Source organism: Tabrizicola sp. (genome assembly GCF_041911175.1).
In the GTDB taxonomy this organism is placed as follows: domain Bacteria; phylum Pseudomonadota; class Alphaproteobacteria; order Rhodobacterales; family Rhodobacteraceae; genus Tabrizicola.
Genome location: NZ_JAYRPN010000098.1, coordinates 1 through 18146, shown reverse-complemented (window position 1 = coordinate 18146; position 18146 = coordinate 1). Strand labels below are relative to the sequence as shown.

General features: G+C 65.5%; 14 protein-coding genes. 6 read left to right on the top strand and 8 right to left on the bottom strand.

Annotated elements, in window-relative coordinates:
* Window positions 1–29: 29 nt before the first annotated feature.
* From glgC to ACE3P6_RS13135, 3 genes are read right to left on the bottom strand one after another with little or no spacing between them, the layout of a single operon-like run.
* Entirely contained in the window at window positions 30–1301 is a 1272-nt protein-coding gene (gene glgC, locus ACE3P6_RS13145) for a glucose-1-phosphate adenylyltransferase (protein WP_374395735.1), read from the bottom strand.
* Between the two features lie 37 nt (window positions 1302–1338).
* Entirely contained in the window at window positions 1339–3510 is a 2172-nt protein-coding gene (gene glgB / locus ACE3P6_RS13140) for a 1,4-alpha-glucan branching protein GlgB (protein ID WP_374395732.1), read from the bottom strand.
* Between the two features lie 20 nt (window positions 3511–3530).
* Window positions 3531–5939 carry a glycogen/starch/alpha-glucan phosphorylase gene (locus ACE3P6_RS13135; protein WP_374395729.1) on the bottom strand — a complete coding sequence of 803 codons (2409 nt, stop codon included), beginning with the start codon at window positions 5937–5939 and terminating at the stop codon, window positions 3531–3533.
* Between the two features lie 269 nt (window positions 5940–6208).
* Here ACE3P6_RS13135 and ACE3P6_RS13130 point away from each other — a divergent pair, with 269 nt between their 5' ends.
* Entirely contained in the window at window positions 6209–6406 is a 198-nt protein-coding gene (locus ACE3P6_RS13130) for a heavy-metal-associated domain-containing protein (RefSeq protein ID WP_374395726.1), read from the top strand.
* Here ACE3P6_RS13130 and ACE3P6_RS13125 read toward each other — a convergent pair.
* Both ACE3P6_RS13125 and argE read right to left on the bottom strand, forming a co-directional pair.
* Window positions 6403–7743 (bottom strand): NAD(P)/FAD-dependent oxidoreductase, encoded by a 1341-nt coding sequence (locus tag ACE3P6_RS13125; protein ID WP_374395724.1) that lies wholly within the window; start codon window positions 7741–7743, stop codon window positions 6403–6405. The genes ACE3P6_RS13130 and ACE3P6_RS13125 overlap by 4 nt on opposite strands.
* Entirely contained in the window at window positions 7740–8897 is a 1158-nt protein-coding gene (argE, locus tag ACE3P6_RS13120) for an acetylornithine deacetylase (protein ID WP_374395722.1), read from the bottom strand. Before argE ends, ACE3P6_RS13125 begins: the two co-directional genes overlap by 4 nt.
* A gap of 248 nt (window positions 8898–9145) precedes the next feature.
* Between argE and ACE3P6_RS13115 the strand changes: the two genes are divergently transcribed.
* From ACE3P6_RS13115 to ACE3P6_RS13095, 5 genes are all read left to right on the top strand, one after another.
* Window positions 9146–10165 (top strand): ABC transporter ATP-binding protein, encoded by a 1020-nt coding sequence (locus tag ACE3P6_RS13115; RefSeq protein WP_374395720.1) that lies wholly within the window; start codon window positions 9146–9148, stop codon window positions 10163–10165.
* Window positions 10158–11228 carry an ABC transporter ATP-binding protein gene (locus ACE3P6_RS13110; RefSeq protein WP_374395717.1) on the top strand — a complete coding sequence of 357 codons (1071 nt, stop codon included), beginning with the start codon at window positions 10158–10160 and terminating at the stop codon, window positions 11226–11228. The genes ACE3P6_RS13115 and ACE3P6_RS13110 overlap by 8 nt, the downstream gene beginning before the upstream one ends.
* Window positions 11225–12928 carry a peptide ABC transporter substrate-binding protein gene (locus ACE3P6_RS13105; RefSeq protein WP_374395714.1) on the top strand — a complete coding sequence of 568 codons (1704 nt, stop codon included), beginning with the start codon at window positions 11225–11227 and terminating at the stop codon, window positions 12926–12928. Before ACE3P6_RS13110 ends, ACE3P6_RS13105 begins: the two co-directional genes overlap by 4 nt.
* A gap of 66 nt (window positions 12929–12994) precedes the next feature.
* Complete coding sequence (locus tag ACE3P6_RS13100; protein ID WP_374395711.1) at window positions 12995–14002, top strand: ABC transporter permease; 1008 nt, start codon at window positions 12995–12997, stop codon at window positions 14000–14002.
* Window positions 13995–14906: an ABC transporter permease gene (locus ACE3P6_RS13095; protein ID WP_374372734.1), complete on the top strand. Its 912-nt coding sequence runs from the start codon at window positions 13995–13997 to the stop codon at window positions 14904–14906. The genes ACE3P6_RS13100 and ACE3P6_RS13095 overlap by 8 nt, the downstream gene beginning before the upstream one ends.
* 74 nt (window positions 14907–14980) lie before the next feature.
* On the opposite strand, the gene ACE3P6_RS13090 is transcribed toward ACE3P6_RS13095, so the two are convergent.
* The 3 genes from ACE3P6_RS13090 to ACE3P6_RS13080 form a co-directional block, all read right to left on the bottom strand.
* Window positions 14981–16261 carry a DUF3422 family protein gene (locus ACE3P6_RS13090; RefSeq protein WP_374395709.1) on the bottom strand — a complete coding sequence of 427 codons (1281 nt, stop codon included), beginning with the start codon at window positions 16259–16261 and terminating at the stop codon, window positions 14981–14983.
* Between the two features lie 276 nt (window positions 16262–16537).
* Complete coding sequence (locus tag ACE3P6_RS13085; protein ID WP_374395706.1) at window positions 16538–17971, bottom strand: NAD(P)(+) transhydrogenase (Re/Si-specific) subunit beta; 1434 nt, start codon at window positions 17969–17971, stop codon at window positions 16538–16540.
* Between the two features lie 10 nt (window positions 17972–17981).
* On the bottom strand, window positions 17982–18146 hold a 165-nt coding region (locus ACE3P6_RS13080; protein ID WP_374395854.1), incomplete at its 5' end, for a proton-translocating transhydrogenase family protein.

The following is an 18146-nucleotide window of genomic DNA, read 5'->3' as shown; positions in this document are numbered from 1 at the left end:
AACGCAGGCTCCGGGCCAGGTCCAGTCTCTCAGCCAAGCGCCTTGGCCCGCGCGTCAAGCATGTCCTGCGTGATGAGGACAATACCACCCTCGGACCGGCGGAACCACTTGGCATCTTCCCCCGCATCCTCGCCGATCACCAGCCCCTCCGGGATCACCACCCCCCGGTCGATCACGCAATTCTTCAGCTGCGCCTTGCGGTTCACCGTCACCTGCGGCAGCGCCACCACATATTCCAGGCTGGAATAGCTGTGCGTCCTGACACCGGTGAAGAGCAGCGAATTCGACACCGCCGAACCCGAGACGATGCAGTCGCCGCTGACCAGCGAACTCACCGCCGAACCCCGCCGCCCGTCCTCGTCATGGATGAACTTCGCCGGAGGCACGATCTCGGCATAGGTCCAGATCGGCCAGGCGCTGTCATAGAGGTCGAGCTTGGGGATGAAGTCCGTCAGGTCGATATTGGCCTGCCAGAAGGCATCGATGGTCCCGACGTCGCGCCAGTAGGGCTCGGTTTCCAGCCCGCTCATCACGCAGCTGTCGGCGAACTTGTGCGCCACCGCTTTGCCGTTCTTCACGATGGCCGGGATCAGGTCGAAGCCGAAGTCATGGGTCGAATTGTCATCCTGCATGTCGCGGATCAGAAGATCGCGCAGGAAGGCCCAGTCGAAGACGTAGATCCCCATCGAAGCCAGCGCATGATCGGGATCGCCCGGGATCGACGGCGGGTCCTTCGGTTTCTCCAGGAAATCGGTGATCCGCATGGTCTTGTCGACATGCATCACGCCGAAGGCGCTCGCCTCCTTGCGCGGCACGGTCAGGCAGCCGATGGTCACATCCGCCCCGGCCTCGACATGCTGGCGCAGCATGATCTCGTAATCCATCTTGTAGATGTGATCGCCCGCCAGCACGATCACATAGCTGATGCCGTAGCTGTCGATGATGTCGATGTTCTGCGCGATGGCATCCGCCGTGCCACGGTACCAGTTGACCTCGTCCATCCGCTGGCTGGCGGGCAGGATGTCCAGATATTCGTTGCGTTCCGCCCGGAAGAACCCCCAGCCGCGCTGAACGTGGCGGATCAGGGAATGCGCCTTGTACTGCGTCGCAATCGCCATCTTGCGGATGCCGGAGTTCAGCGCATTCGACAGGGCGAAGTCGATGATCCGGGTCTTGCCGCCGAAATAGACCGCCGGTTTCGCCCGCCGGTCGGTCAGCTCCTTCAACCGGCTGCCGCGCCCGCCCGCCAGCACGAAGGCCATTGCCTGACTGGACAGGCGCTGGTTCGGTCTTGCTTTCATCGTCTTCCCTCCCCTTTGGCGGTTTCCCCGCCTGAATTCAGTCCTGTTGCAGATAGACTGCCGACAACGGCGGCAGCGAGACAAGCGCCGATTGGCTCTGGCCGTGCCAGGGCGTCTTCTCCGTGGCGACCCCTCCCAGATTGCCACGGTTGCCCCCGCCATAGGCCTCGGCGTCGGTGTTCAGGATCTCGCTCCACTTGCCCGCAAGCGGCAGGCCCAGCCGATACTTCCGTTCCAGCGGGGTCATGTTGACCACCGCCACCACCGGCTTGTCGCCCTCGATCCCCTTGCGGACCCACGCATAGACCCCGGCCTCGGCATCGTTCGATTCGATCCACTCGAAACCCTCGGGCCGCGTGTCGTTGACATGCAGCGCCCGCGTCTCGCGGTAGACCCGGTTCAGGTCGCGCACCAGTCGCTGCATGCCGCGATGTTCCGCAATATCAAGCTGATGCCAGTCGAGGCTCTGGTTGTGGTTCCACTCTGCCCCTTGGGCGAATTCCTGCCCCATGAACAAAAGCTTCTTGCCCGGATGCGCCCACATGAAGCCGTAATAGGCCCGCAGGTTCGCGAATTTCTCCCAGGCATTGCCCGGCATCTTCGACAGCATGCTGCCCTTGCCATGCACCACCTCGTCATGGCTGATCGGAAGGACATAGTTTTCCGACCAGGCATAGACCAGACCGAAGGTCATCTGATGATGGTGATACTTCCGGTAGATCGGGTCCTTCTGCATGTAGCTGAGGGTGTCGTTCATCCAGCCCATGTTCCACTTGAACCCGAAGCCGAGGCCCCCCCAGTTCGCCGGCCGCGACACGCCCGGAAAGGCCGTCGATTCCTCGGCGATGGTCATGATCCCGCGGCATTCGCCATAGGCGGTGATGTTGGTCGAGCGCAGGACGTCGATCGCCTCGTAATTCTCGCGGCCGCCATCCTTGTTCGGAACCCACTCGCCAGCTTTCCGGGAGTAATCGCGGTACAGCATCGAGGCCACCGCATCGACCCTGAGCCCGTCGACGTGGTATTCCTCCAGCCAGTACAAGGCGTTGCTGACGAGGTAGTTCTTCACCTCGACCCGGCCATAGTTGTAGATCAGCGTGTTCCAGTCCTGATGGAACCCCTCGCGCGGGTCCTGATGCTCATAGAGCGCAGTGCCGTCGAAGCGCCCGAGCCCATGCGGATCGGTCGGGAAATGCCCCGGCACCCAGTCGAGGATCACGCCCAGCCCCTTGCGGTGCGCGGCATCGACAAAAGCGCGGAATTCGGACGGCGTGCCATGCCGGATCGTCGGCGCGAACATCCCCACCGGCTGATAGCCCCAGCTGCCGTCAAACGGATATTCGCTGACCGGCAGGCACTCGATATGGGTGAACCCCATGTCGGCGGCATAGTCCACCAGCTGCGCGGCCAGCTCCTCGTAGCTCAGCATCCGGTTCCCCGGCGCCCGCTTCCACGACCCCAGATGCACCTCATAGACGCTGATCGGGGCATCGGTCGTATGCCGCGCTGCCCGCCCCCCCATCCAGTCGCCGTCCTGCCAGTCACCCCGGATTGTCCTGACAACCGAGGCATTTGCCGGCGGATGTTCAGAGCCGAACCCCACCGGATCGGCCTTCAGCGGCATCACCGCCCCGCCCGGCCCCTTGATCTCGTACTTATAGGCCGTGCCCTCGCCCAGCCCGGGGATGAAGATTTCCCAAACCCCAGTTGCACCCCGGCGGCGCATCGGGTTCCGGCGGCCGTCCCAGACGTTGAAATCGCCCACAACGGAAACCCGTTCCGCATTCGGCGCCCAGACCGCGAAATGCACGCCGTCGACGCCCTCATGGCTGATCACATGCGCGCCCAGCACCTGCCACAACCGCCGGTGACTGCCTTCGCCCAGCAGGTATTCGTCCATCTCGCCCAGCACCGGGCCGAAACGGTAGGGATCGTCGAATTCCCAAGTATTGCCATGACCTTCCGCGCGGAAGCTGTAGTTCGCCTTCCGCGCCATCTGGTGCGTGAAAAGCCCCGGCAACCCCGGCCACGCCAGCGCCTCGGCCTCCGTCTTGCCGGACAGAACCCACAGCCGCTCCGCCCCCGGCACGAAAGCCCGGATTTCCCAGCCCTTCGCGACCTTGTGCGGCCCCAGCACGCCGAACGGGTCGCCATGCCAGCCCCCGGCAATCGCCTCGGCTGCGCCCCTGTCCAGTGTCGTCTCGGCCATGCTTCCCTCCCGAAAGCGCGTCAGAGCGCGGATGATGCCTGCCAGATTTCGTCCATGTAGCTGCGAATGGTCCGGTCCGACGAGAAGAACCCGCTCCGCGCCGTGTTCATCACCGCCATCTTTCCCCAGCGGTCCCGATCCAGATAGGCCGTGTCCACCTCGCCCTGCGCCACGTGATAGGCGGCGAAATCGGCGGCCACCAGGAAGTAGTCGTGGTGCCAGACCCGGTGGACCAGATCGTGATACCGCCCCGGCTCCTCGGGCGAGAAGCGGCCCTCGGCGATCATCTGCAACACGTCCATCAAAGGCTGGCTCGCCTCGATCGCTTTCTTGGCGTGATCCGGGTCCTCGCGGCGCTTGGCCACCTCCTCGGCGGTCAGCCCGAACAGGAAGAAGTTCTCCGCGCCGACCTCGTGCAAGATCTCGACATTCGCGCCGTCCAGCGTGCCGATGGTCGGTGCGCCGTTCATCATGAACTTCATGTTCCCGGTGCCCGAGGCCTCTTTCCCCGCCGTCGAGATCTGTTCCGACAGGTCGGCCGCCGGGATCACCCGCTCGGCCATCGTCACGTTGTAGTTCGGCGGATAGACGATCTTCAGCAGGCCCCCCGTCACCGGGTCCGCATTAACAACCGTCGCCACATCATTGATCAGACGAATGATTTCCTTCGCCACCGCATAGCCCGGCGCCGCCTTCCCTCCGAAGATCTTCACCCGCGGCACCCATCCCGCCTTCGGGTTCGACCGTACCCGCTGCCAATGCGCAATCGTCTCCAGGATGTTCAGAAGCTGCCGCTTGTATTCGTGGATGCGCTTGATCTGCACGTCGAACAGCGCATCGGGAGAAACGGCGATCCCCATCTCGCGCCCGACCCAGTTCGACAGCGCCACCTTGTTCTCGCGCTTGGCCGCCGCGAATTCGGCCCGGAATCCCGCGTCATCGGCGAAAGACTCCAGCCCGCGCAGCCGGTCAAGATCGGCCTCCCAGCCCGGCCCGATGCTTTTCGTGATCAGCGCCGACAGGGGCCGGTTCGCCATCCGCAGCCAGCGCCGCGGGGTCACCCCGTTGGTCTCGTTGATGATCCGCCCCGGGTGCAGCAGGTTCAGCTCGGGGAACAGGTTCTGCTTCACCAGATCGGAATGCAGCGCCGAAACCCCGTTCACCTTGTGGCTCATGATGAAGGCCAGTTCCCCCATCCGTACTTCCTGGTGCTTCACGATCCCCACATAATGCGGCCGGTTCGGATAGGCGCGACGGTGCCAGCTGTCGATCCGCTCCACGATCTGCATGTGGCGCGGCAGCACATTGCCGAAGGTGAAAGTCGCCCATTTTTCAAGCGCTTCCGGCAACAGCGTGTGATTCGTATACCCCAGGCAGGCCCGCGCGATGGTCAGCGCCTCGTCGAACTCCAGCCCATGTTCGTCGCTCAGCAGCCGGATCAGCTCCGGCCCGGCAATCGCCGGATGGGTGTCGTTCATCTGGATCGCCACATGGCGGGGCAGCGCGCGCAGGTCGGAATGGTTCGACAGATAGCGCCGCAGGATGTCCTGCAACGCCGCCGAGGTCAGGAAGAACTCCTGCTTCAGCCGCAACTCCTTGCCCTGATAGGTCGTGTCATCGGGGTAAAGCACGCGCGAAAGCGTCCGCGCCAGCGTCTCGGGCTCTGCCGCCGCCGCATAGTCGCCCCGGTTGAAGCGTTCGAGGTCGAAATTCCGCGTCCCCTTCGCCCCCCAGAGCCGCAGCGTGTTCGCCCATTTGCCCTGCCAGCCGATCACCGGGGTATCATAGGCTTCCGCCGTCACCGTCTCCTGCGGCACCCAGATCTCGCGCCCGTCCCGCGTTTCGACCTGGCCCTTGAAGCCCACGGTATAGGCGCTTTCCGGTCGGGCGAATTCCCAGGGGTGGGCCTGCGCCAGCCAGTTCTCCGGCGTCTCCACCTGCCGGCCGTGGTCGAAATGCTGCCGGAACAACCCATGCTCATAGCGGATGCCATAGCCATAGGCCGGGCACCCCAGCGTCGCCATCGATTCCATGAAACAGGCCGCCAGCCGCCCAAGGCCCCCATTCCCCAGCGCCGCATCGGGTTCGTCGTCGATCACCACCCGGATGTCCTGGCCGAAATGCGCCATCGCCTCGGCGGCCATGTCGTAAAGGCCAAGGTTGATCATCGCATCTTCCAGGATGCGGCCGATCAGGAATTCCATCGACAGGTAGTAGACGCGCTTGCGGTCCTCGGCCCAGGTCCGGCGGGTCGAGGCGAACCAGGGCTCGACGATCTGGTCGCGGATCGCATGGGACAAGGCCATGCGCCAGTCATGCGGGCTGGCGTGCGGCGCATCCTTGCCCACGGTAAAGGTCAGGTGGCGCAGGATGCTGGCCTGCAGGATGTTCGGGGTCACGCTCAGATCGGTCACGGGTCTATCCAGCAAGGTCTTCTCCTGAGAAAGCCTATGCGCCAGCGGGCGGCGGTCAAGCGGGCTTTCGGCTTCGACAAGGGGTTTCCGGGCCAATTCCCCGGCATCGGTCCTTCGTTCGTGTTACCGCAAACATTTCCCATGTCTAAGCGATTTAAAGCGATTTGGAAACGGCAGAGTACAGAATTTCCCGACATCACCGCTTTGTTTGTGTCGGTTTGGGCTTGCGGGCCTTGACGCCAACCCCAACCTGACGGCCAATCGCCTGCCAGAAAGGAAGTCACATGACCACTCTCTCCGTTCCCGACATGAGCTGTTCGCACTGCAAGGCCACGGTCGAGGCCGCCCTTGGCGCCGTCCCGGAGGTCGGCGCAGTGACTGTCGACCTGACCACCCGCAAGGTCCAGGTCGCAGGCCCGGCCCCTGCCGCAGCGCTGCTTCAGGCGCTGGACAAGGCGGGCTATCCGGCCACGCTTGCCTAAAGGCTCGGGCCAGGTTCGATCCGGCTGCCGTCGCTGAACCGCGCAAAGCGGAAGCGGCTCAGGTCGTGCCCGATGGGCCGACCCGTCACCAGGTCCGCCACCACCCGCCCCATCCCCGGCCCGATGCCGAAGCCATGCCCGCTCATCCCCGTGGCAATGGTCAGGCCGGGGATCGGCGCGTGGTCCACGATGGGCACCACGTCGGGCAGGCTGTCGATCATCCCTGCCCAGGCCATCTTCAACTTTGGCCGCCCCAGCGACGGGAAGGCCTTCGCAAAGCTGTCCTGCACCTTGCCCAGTGACTGCATGTTCGGCGCGGGGTTCAGGATGCGCTGGCGCTCGAAGGGGCTTTCCCCGTCCAGCACCCAGCGGCGCGGGGTGCCCCAGGCGTCGGGATAGCCTTTCGGGGCCGCCAACCGGAAGTTGGTCGACCGGAAATCCTTTTTCAGCACCGGCAGATAGACGCCGAAGCTCTGAAACGCATCCCGCCCGATGAAGAAGTCATGCCGTGCGCCGGGGGCGATGGAATAGCCCCCATCCGCCCGCCTGCGGAAGGCGAAGTCGTCGTCCGCCGCATTGCCCGCGAAAACCTCCGGCATCGGCTCCGTCGCCGCGACCGAGGCCAGCACGGAAAGCTGCGGGATGCTCACCCCGTGCTGCCCGAGGAACAGCCGCGACCAAGCCCCCGCCGCGACGACCACATGGTCGCAGGCGATCCGCCCCGCCTCCGTCACCACGCCCGCCACCCGGCCCGCCGCCAGGTCCAGCCCGCGCACCGCACAGGCCTCGCGGATGACGACTCCCTTCTCGACGGCCGCCGCCGCCAGCGCTGGCACCGCCACCCAGGGTTCCGCCCGCGCGTCCGAGGCGGTGAAGAGCCCGCCTGTCCACGGCGCCACCGCCCCCTTCAGCATTCCCATCGTCTCACTGGCGGTCAGCAGCCGCGTGTCCAGCTGATGTGCGCGGGAATGTTCGGTCCAGGCCTCGAACCCGGCGATCTCCGCTTCGGTCTTCGCCATGTAAAGGACGCCGGTCTGCCGGAACCCCAGCACCTCGCCCATCTCCGCCGCCAGCCGCTTCCAGATCGCCAGGCTCTCCACCATGATCGGCAGCTCGCCGGGGTCCCTGCCCTGCTGGCGCACCCAGCCCCAGTTGCGGCTGGACTGTTCGCCCGCGATCCGGCCCTTTTCGCAGACCACAACCGACAGGCCCTTCTCGCGCAGGAACCAGGCCGTCATCACCCCGATCACGCCGCCGCCCACCACCACCACATCGGCGCGCGGCGGCAGGGGCGCAGCGAACCGGACCGGACTCTCTTCGGAAATCGGAAAGCTCATGCCAACCGCTCCAAGAGCCGCTCCATGAACCGCTGCCCGGCCTGGAATTCGCTGACCTCCAAGTATTCGTCCGGCTGGTGCGCCTGGGCAATGTCACCCGGCCCGCAGACCACCGCCGAATAGCCCGCGTCCTGGAACTGCCCGGCCTCGGTGCCGTAGGACACCACCCCCGTCGCATTCTCCCCGGTCAATGCGCAGGCCAGCGCTTCTGCCTCGCCCCCCACCTCGGGCCGCAGGGCCGAGACGTCGAAGAACTTGTCCAGATGCACCCCCGCCACGGGCCGCTTCGCCTTCAGCGCCTTGTCCAAAGCCTCCGCCGCCGCCCGGAAGGCCCCGGCATGGGCCTCGATGTCGTCATCCGGCACGCAGCGCATCTCCACCGCGAACCGGCAATCCCCCGCCGTGATGTTGTCCGCCGTCCCGCCCTGGATACGCCCGATGTGCAGCGTCGTGAAGGGCGGGTGGAACCTCGCCCCGATCGCACCCGGCGTCCGGGACTGGATTTCGTCGTTGTGATCGTTCACCCAACTGATCAGCCGCGCCGCCTCCATCACCGCCGACACCCCCTCGGGCAGCAGCGAGGAATGCACCTCATAGCCCTTCACATGCACGTTGTAGCCGGTGCCGCCCTTGTGCCCGGTGATCACCTTCATCCGCGACGGCTCGCCGATCAGCGCGATCGCGCCCTTCGGCACCACCCCCTGCATCGCCGCGATCATCGGCGGAGCCCCCGTGCACCCCAGCTCCTCGTCATAGGACAGCGCCAGCTGCAAGGGCCGCGCCACCCCCCGCCTTTGCGCTTCGACCAGGGCCCAGACCGACAGCGCCACATAGCCCTTCATGTCGCAGGTCCCGCGCCCGTAAAGCCGCCCCTCCCGCTCCTCCACCACCCAGGGGTCGCTGGTCCAGGCCTGCCCGTCCACCGGCACCACGTCGGAATGCCCCGACAGCACCACCGCCCCTTCCACCCAGGGCCCGGCATGGCCGATCAGCGCCGCTTTCTGCCGGTCCTCGTTCCAGTGCCGAAAGCACTTCACCCCCTGCCCCGTCAGATAGCCCTCCAGCCAGTCGACCAGCGCCAGGTTCGAACAGCGGCTGACGGTGGGGAAACTGACCAGGTGATCCAGAATCTGTCGCGGCGTCAGCACGGTCATCGCGATTTCCCTCGCCCTGTCTACATCTGGTAGCCAGCCTGTCGCCGGGGGCCAGCCAAGTCAATATCTGGCAGATTGACGCGGCCTCCGATCATTCTGCCGGGTGAACAGTCTGGAATCGCACCGCAAATCGCGGTTGATAGAAGGCCAAGAATCGGAAAGAGTTGACCGCAAGGCAGCACCCTGAAGCTGTCAGGCCGAGAAACGGCCAATAATAACAAGACTTAAGAAGTCGCGGGGAGTACTGAATGGCCGAAGCGGCCGCGTCCGTCCTTGATGTCAGGGACCTCAAGACCGTTTTCCGAACGCGCGGTGGCGAAATCCACGCCGTCAATGACGTGAGCTTCCACCTCAAGCCTGGGGAACTCCTGGGCGTTGTCGGCGAAAGCGGCTCGGGCAAGTCGGTGACGATGATGTCGCTGCTGCGGCTGCTGCCCGCGCCCCCCGCCGATATTCGTTCGGGCCAGGTGCTGCTGAACGGCAAGGACCTTCTGGCCATGTCGGACGACCAGCTTCGCGCGGTGCGCGGCGCCAAGGTCGGCTTCGTCTTCCAGGACCCGATGACCTCGCTGAACCCGGTCTTCACGCTGGGCAACCAGATCATGGAGCCGCTGATCAAGCACCTGAAGATGTCGAAACCCCAGGCCGAGGCCCGCGCCGTCGAGCTTCTGGAACTGGTCGGCATCCCTGACGCGAAACGCCGTCTCTACCAGTATCCGCACCAGTTTTCCGGGGGCATGCGGCAGCGGGTGATGATCGCCATCGCCTTGGCCTGCGACCCCGACGTTCTCATCGCCGACGAACCCACCACCGCGCTGGACGTGACGATCCAGGCGCAGATCCTGGAGCTGGTGAAAGACCTTCGCCGCAAGCTTGGCATGGCGATCATCTGGATCACCCATGACCTCGGCGTCATCGCCGGCATCGCAGACCGGGTCATCGTCATGTATGGCGGACAGGTCGTCGAACATGCCCCGGTGCGCGAGCTGTTCGCCAATCCGCAGCATCCCTACACCCGCGCCCTTCTGCAGACGATCCCGCGCATTACCGGCGACCGCGAAACGCGCTTGAAGGTGATCGAAGGCCAGCCGCCGATCCTGTCCGCCCCGCTCACCGCCTGCCCGTTCCGGGCGCGTTGCGACTACCGTTTCGCCGCCTGCGATGCAGCCAACCCGGCCCGCCGCGCCGTGGACGGCCAGCCGATCGGCCAGGGTCACGACGTCGCCTGTCACTGGCAGGCTCCGGCAAAGGCGGCCGCCCATGCTTGACGCGAGCCCCACCCCGCTGGTCCGGGTCCAGGACCTGAAGATGCATTTCCCGATCTACACCGGGATCTTCCGCAAGCACACCGGCGACGTGAAGGCGGTGGACGGCGTGTCCTTCGACATCATGGCCGGGCAGACCCTGGGCCTCGTCGGCGAATCCGGCTGTGGCAAGTCCACCGTGGGCCGCGCCATGCTGCGGCTTTACGAACCCACCGCGGGCCGCGTGGTGATCGACGGCGACGACGTGGCGAAACTCGCCCCGGAAGCGCTGCGCATGAAGCGCCCGACCATGCAGATGGTGTTCCAGGACCCGCAGGCCAGTCTCAACCCTCGGATGACGCTGGCGGAAATCGTCAGCGAACCGCTGGATGAACACACGAACTGGACCCGCGACCAGAAGCTTGAGCGTGTCTACGAGCTGATGGATCAGGTCGGGCTCAACCGCCGCTTCGTGAACCGCTTCCCGCACGAATTCTCCGGCGGCCAGCGCCAGCGCATCGGCATCGCCCGCGCCCTGGCGCTGAAACCCCGTTTCATCGTCTGCGACGAGCCCATTGCCGCGCTCGACGTCTCGATCCAGGCGCAGGTGGTCAACCTTCTGGAAGACCTGCAGGAAAAGCTGGGCCTGACCTATCTTTTCATCAGCCACGACCTCTCGATGGTCCGCCACCTCGCGCAGAAGGTGGCCGTTATGTATCTGGGCCGCATCGCCGAGCTGTCGCCGTCGAAGGATCTCTACCGCCGCCCGCTGCACCCCTATGCCGAGGCGCTCCTGTCGGCGGTGAACGAACCCGACCCCGAACTGGCCGCGCGGCGCAACCGGATCATCCTGAAAGGCGATGTGCCCTCGCCCGCCAACCCGCCCAAGGGCTGCAACTTCTGCACCCGCTGCCCCAAGGTGATGGAGATCTGCCGCAGCGTGAAGCCCGACCTGATGGAGGTCGAGCCCGGCCGTCTGGTCGCCTGCCACCTCTACCCGACAACAACCGCCGCCGGATCAACCGGCGCGACCGAGGCTCCAATACACAAGAACCAAGAGCGCAACCAACAAGGAGAGACCCGATGAAACTGAGAGCCGCCCTTCTGGGCGCCGTGGCCGTGATGGGGATTGCCCCAGCGGCCTTTGCCGAACGTGGCACCGATGGCGAGGTGAAGCTCACCTTCCCGCAGGCCGTGTCGATCATGAACCCCTACCTCTCGGGCGGGACCAAGGACATCTACGCCTCCTCGATGGTGCTGGAGCCGCTCGCGGGCCTCGACCCGAACGGCGTGATGGTGCCGAAACTCGTCACCGAAATCCCGACGCTCGACAATGGCGGCATCTCGGCCGACATGACCTCGATCACCTGGAAGCTCCTGCCGGACCTGAAATGGTCGGACGGCACCCCGGTCACCGCCGATGACGCGGTCTTCACCTGGCAGTATTGCACCCATCCCGAAGGCGGCTGCTCGCAGGCCACCAAGTTCGAAGGCATCGCCTCGGTCGAGGCGGTCGATCCCGCGACGATCAAGGTGACCTTCAGCGCTCCGAAGGCGAACCCCTACACCGCCTTCGTCTCGGCCCTGTCGCCGGTCCTGCAGAAGAAGCAGTTCGAAGCCTGCCTCGGCGCCGCTGCGCCCACCTGCACCGACGCGAACAACATGCCGGTCGGCACCGGCCCGTTCAAGGTGACCGGCTTCACCGTCAACGACACCGTGTCGATGGCCGCGAACGAGAACTACCGCGACCCGGCCAAGCCCGCCTTCGCGACCGCCGTGATCAAGGGCGGCGGCGATGCCGAAGGCTCGGCCCGCGCCGTGATGGAGACCGGCGAATTCGACTACGCCTGGAACACCCAGATCCCGCCCGAAACCCAAGCCTCGATGAAGGCGGCCGGCAAGGGCGAGTTCGTCGTCGCCTTCGGCACCCTGGTCGAGCGGATCGAGATGAACACCACCGACCCCGACCCGGCGCTCCCGGAAGGCGAGCGTGCCACCGCCAAGCACCCCCACCCGATCCTGTCGGACATCAAGGTGCGCACCGCGCTGTCCAAGGCCATCGACCGCTCGATCCTGGTCGAAGTCGGCTACGGCGAGGGCGGCAAGCCCACCTGCAACGTGATCCCCGGGCCGGAAGGCTGGGCTTCGGACAACGAAGGCTGCATCGCGCAGGACATGGAAGGCGCCAAGGCGCTGCTCGATGAAGCCGGCTGGAAGGACAGCGACGGCGACGGCATCCGCGACAAGGATGGCAAGAAGCTGCACATCCTCTACCAGACCACCGTCAACCCGATCCGCCAGGACTTCCAGGCGCTGATCAAGGACTGGTGGACCGAACTGGGCGTCGAGGTCGAGCTGAAGGCCATCGACCCCGGCGTCTTCTTCGGCGGTGACCCGGGCTCGCCCGACACCTTCCAGAAGTTCTACGCCGACGTCGAGATGTATGCCAACAACTCCGACAGCCCGGACCCGGAGGTCTACCTGGGCCAGTACCAGTGCAAGAACGCGCCCTCGCCCGAAACCCAGTGGCAGGGCGAGAACATCAACCGCTTCTGCACGCCGGAGTATGACGCGCTCTACGCCGAACTTGGCGGCACCACCGACATCGCCAAACGGCAGGAGATCGCCAAGAAACTGAACGACATGGTGACGAAGGACTCCATGATCGTGGTTCCGCTGGTCCATCGCGGCACGCTCTCGGCGCATTCGAACGCGCTTGGCGGTGTGCAGATCAACGCCTGGGACTCGGAGATGTGGAACGTCGCCGACTGGTTCCGCGTGAAGTGACCTGATCCTCGCGGGGCCGGAGCGATCCGGCCCCGCACCTTCCTTCACCCCAAGGGCAAGAGCCGCATGCTCACCTTCACGCTTCGCAGGCTTCTGCTGGCCATCCCCACGCTCCTGGTCATCAGCCTGGTGATCTTCCTGCTGGTCGACCTCGCGCCCGGCTCGCCCATGTCCGAAATCCCGCTGACCGTCCCCCCCGACGTCCGCCAGAAGATGATCGAGGCGCTCGGCGCCGACCAGCCGGTGATCTTCCGCTACTTCCTCTGGCTGCGGCAGTTCTTCTGGGTTGAGCCCGCTACCCTGTTCGACGGCTGGTTCGGCACCCATTGGGCCGAGGGCGAGCAGCGCATCCTGTCCTGGCAGTCGCGCAGCCCCGTCTTCACCATCATCGGCCAGCGCCTGCCCCAGACCCTGACCGTGATCGGCACCGCCTATCTGGTCGGCATCCTGATCGCCGTGCCCATCGGCATCTATTCCGCCTACCGCCAGTATTCCTGGTTCGACCAGGCCGGGACGCTCTTCGCGATGATCGGCTTTTCCGTGCCCACCTTCTTCTCCGGCACGCTTCTGATCATCATCTTCGCCGTCTGGCTCGGCTGGTTCCCGACCAAATACGACACCCAGCTCAATGTCACCGGCTGGGCCACCTTCCTGCAGCAGATCAAGCAGATGGCCCTGCCGGTCATGACCCTGGGCCTTGCCAACGCCGCCGCGATCAGCCGCTACATGCGCTCCTCCATGCTCGACAACATGGGAATGGACTATGTCCGCACCGCCCGCGCCAAGGGCATGACCGAACGCACCGTCGTCCTGAAACATGTCCTCAGGAACTCGCTGATCCCCGTCGTCACCGTCATCGCGCTTGGCATCCCGGCGATCTTCGGCGGCGCCATCATCACCGAGAACCTCTTCGGCGTGAACGGCATCGGCGCGGCGCTGATCGGAGCGATCCATGCCAATGACATTCCGATGGTGCAGACCCTCGCTTTCATCTTCGCCGTGCTGATCGTGCTCTTCAACCTGATCGCCGACATCCTCTACGGCCTTCTCGACCCCCGGATCCGCTATGACTGACGCGACCTCCGCCCCGCCCAAACCCGCCAGCGCCGCGCGCGAAATCTGGCACCAGTTCCGCACCCACAAGGGCGCGCTCTTCGGGCTGATCGTGCTGGGGATCCTGATCACCGCCGTGCTGATCGGCCCCTATCTCTGGGTGCCGGAAAAGCTGTCGGTCGCGCAGGCGATCAAGCTGAAGAACCAGGGGCCAAGCTTGCGCTTCCCGCTCGGCACCGACCAGCTTGGCCGCGACATGCTGGCCCGCGTGCTGCTTGCGGGCCGCGTCTCGCTGGCTGTCGGTCTGGTCGCGATGGGCATCGCCATCGTCTTCGGCACGCTGATCGGCACGCTGGCCGGCTATTTCCGCCGCCTCGACGGCCCGCTTATGCGCATCACCGACATGTTCCTCGCCCTGCCGCTGATCCCGCTGCTCCTTGTGATGGTGATGCTGTTCCGCGACCGCATCGCCGGGATGATCGGGCCGGAACTGGGCGCCTTCACCCTCATCGTCTTCGCCATCGGCATCACCTCCTGGATGGCCACCGCCCGCATCGTCCGGGGCGAGGTGCTGACCCTGAAGGAACGCGAATATGTCCTTGCCTCCCGCTCCATCGGGGCGCGGCCCAGCCGGATCATCCGCCGCCACATCCTGCCGAACGTGGTCTCTCCGGTGATGGTCGCCGCCACCCTCGGCGTGGCCGAGGCGATCATCACCGAATCCGTCCTCAGCTTCCTCGGCCTCGGCTTCCCGCCCGACTTCCCGACCTGGGGACGCCTGCTTTATGACGGGCTGCAATACATGCAGGTCTACCCAGAACGCGTGGTCTGGCCGGGCCTTGCCATCTCGCTCACGGTGCTGTCGGTGAACTACATCGGCGACGGGTTGCGCGACGCATTGGACCCCCGCATCCGCGGCCGGTAACGCTCGTCGTCGCCTTCGGCGCTCCTCGCAAAGGGCCCGCGACGAGAAGCCGAAGGCGAACGAGGAGCCGTCCGCTAGTGCAGCCGGTTCCTGATCCGCCGCACCATCAGCCAGACACCCAGCACGACCACCGGCACCAGCCCGGCCAGCAACGCCTCCGGCCCGATCTCCAGCGCATGCGCCGCAGGCTTCAAGAGGTATGACCCAAGGCTCACCGCATAGTAGCTGATCGCCACCACCGACAGCCCTTCGACCGTGTGCTGCAAGCGCAGCGCCAGGTCCGCCCGCCGGTCCATGCTCTCCAGAAGCCGCTGGTTCTGCGCCGACCGCTCCACATCGACCCGCGTCCGCAACAGTTCCGCCGCCCGCTCCGCCCGCTCCGCCATCCCGGCCAACCGGCTTTCTGCCGATTTCACCGTCCGCATCGCCGGGTCATAGCGCCGCATCATGAACTCGCCAAAGGTCTGGCGGCCCTGGATGCGCACCTCGCGCAAGACCTCGATCCGCTGGGTGACGATGGCCTCGTAGGCCGCCGTCGCCCCGAAGCGGAAGGAAAACTGCACCGCAAGGCTTTCCAGCTCCGCCGAGATCGTCAGCAACTCATGCAGCGCCGCCTCCGGCGCGGGTTCGGCGCTGTCGAGGCCGGAGACCAGCGCTGACAGTTTCGGGTCCAGCGCATTCAGCCGCGCCGACAGATCGCGCGACCGCATGAGGCCCAGCATCGACATCGCCCGGTAGGTCTCGATCTCGCACAGCCGCTGCACGATCCGCCCCACCCGCCGCGGTCCGGTGCCCGGTGCCACGAAGACCGCAAAGCGCATGTGGCCACCGGGGTCGATGCGGAAATCCCCCGCCACCACCGCCGCCCCATCGACCACCCGCGCCACCGCCAGACTCTCGGGCACGAACCAGTCGTCCAGCCGCTTCAGCAGCTCGTCCTCGCTTGCGGGCATCGCCTCCACCCGGATCAGGACCGAGGTGAGCCGCCTGCCCGGCGCCGCCGCCAGCCAGTCCTCCGGCAAGACCTCCGCCTCCGCCGGATCGAAGGGCCGGGCCGAGACGCCCTTGGTAAAGGCCGAATAGGTCACGAACTCGGTATGGCTCTCCCATTTCAGCTCGGCCCGCCCGATGGGGCCCGAGAAATGCGTCGCCCCCGGCTGCGGATGCGCGCTGCCATGCCGGTCGAGAAGCGCCAGCAGATGCCCAAGATCCGCGCCCCGGTCCCGGTTCTGCGCCTGCACCGGCTCCTTGATCGCGACATAGACCGCCGTCGAAGGCACCTCCAGCGACGGGAAGGGCCGCGCGTGCAGCTCGTTCACCGTGGCATAGCGCAGGGGATGGTCAGGGATCGGCATCGGGGTCCTCGGGCGGCTCACGCCGAGAGGTAAGGCGCGCCTCGCGTGGGTGCCAGCAGAATGGCGGAATACCGGGGTATGCAGGGCGGGTGTTGCCCAATCGCCCCTCGCTTCCAAGCAGTCCGGGTGTCAAATGCCGTGGATTTCATCGACAGCGGACTGAAGGCAAAAGTAAAGAAATGCCTAACGCCCGCGACCAAGCCCTTGATTTTCCACGGCGCGAAAATCTGTCCACCGTGGACAGGCGGGGCAGGTAAGACCCACCCCGCCCGGCTCTCACTCGATCATCGGCAACAGGCTGTCGATCGACTTCTTCGCGTCCCCATAGAACATCCGGGTGTTCTCCTTGTAGAAGAGCGGGTTCTCGATCCCGGAATACCCGGTCCCCTGCCCCCGTTTCGAGACGAAGACCTGCTTCGCCTTCCAGCATTCCAAGACCGGCATCCCCGCGATGGGCGAATTCGGGTCCTCCTGCGCCGCCGGGTTCACGATGTCGTTCGACCCGATCACGATGGCCACATCGGTCTCCGGGAAGTCCTCGTTGATCTCGTCCATTTCCAGCACGATATCATAGGGCACCTTCGCCTCGGCCAGCAGCACGTTCATATGCCCCGGCAGACGCCCCGCAACCGGGTGGATCGCGAAGCGGACGTTCTTGCCCTTCGCCCGCAGCTTCCGGGTCAGCTCCGACACCGACTGCTGCGCCTGCGCCACCGCCATCCCGTAGCCCGGGATGATGATGATCGAATCCGCATCATTCAGCGCCGCCGCCACCCCTTCCGCGTCGATGGCGATCTGCTCGCCGGTGACTTCCATCGCCGGGCCAGTGGTCCCCCCAAACCCGCCGAGGATCACGCTGATGAAGCTCCGGTTCATCGCCTTGCACATGATGTAGGACAGGATCGCACCCGACGAACCGACCAGCGCGCCGACGACGATCAGGAGGTCATTGGACAAGGAGAACCCGATCGCCGCCGCCGCCCAGCCGGAGTAGCTGTTCAGCATCGAGACGACGACCGGCATGTCCGCCCCGCCGATCCCCATGATCAGGTGGTAGCCGATGAACAGTGCCGCCAAGGTCATCCCGATCAGCGCCAGTGTCGACCCCGACTGCAGGTAGACCGCCAGCAAGACAATCGAAATGATCGCCGCCGAGGCGTTCAGCAGGTGCCCGCCCGGCAGCTTCTTCGCCTTGCCGTCGACCTTGCCCGCCAGTTTCCCGAAGGCGATGACCGAGCCGGTGAAGGTCACCGCCCCGATGAAGACGCCAAGGAAGGTCTCGACCCGCAGGATGCTGACCTCTACCCCGGTCTTGTGCGCGACGACAGCGGCAAACCCCTCCAGGGTCGCGCGCGCGGCTTCGTCCATGCCCATCACCCGAACCATCTCGATATGGGTGTTGAAACCGATGAACACCGCCGCGAGGCCGACGAGGCTGTGCATCGCCGCCACCAGCTGCGGCATCTCGGTCATCTGGACGCGCTGCGCGACGACCCAGCCGATGGCCCCGCCGCCTGCGATCAGCGCAACCGACAGCCACCAGAGACCGAAGCCCGGCCCGTAAAGCGTGGCCAGAACCGCCAGCGCCATGCCGGTGATCCCATACCAGACCGCGCGCTTGGCGCTTTCCTGGCCCGAAAGGCCCCCCAGCGAGAGGATGAACAGGACCGCTGCAACGACGTAGGCCGCCGTGGTAAATCCGAATTCCATGACGGCCTCCTTACGACTTCTGGAACATGGCGAGCATCCGGCGCGTCACCATGAAGCCACCGAAGATGTTGATCCCGGCCATGAAGACCGACAGCGCCGCAAGCAGGATCACCAGGACCGACCCCGACCCGATCTGCATCAGCGCCCCCAGGATGATGATCGACGAGATCGCGTT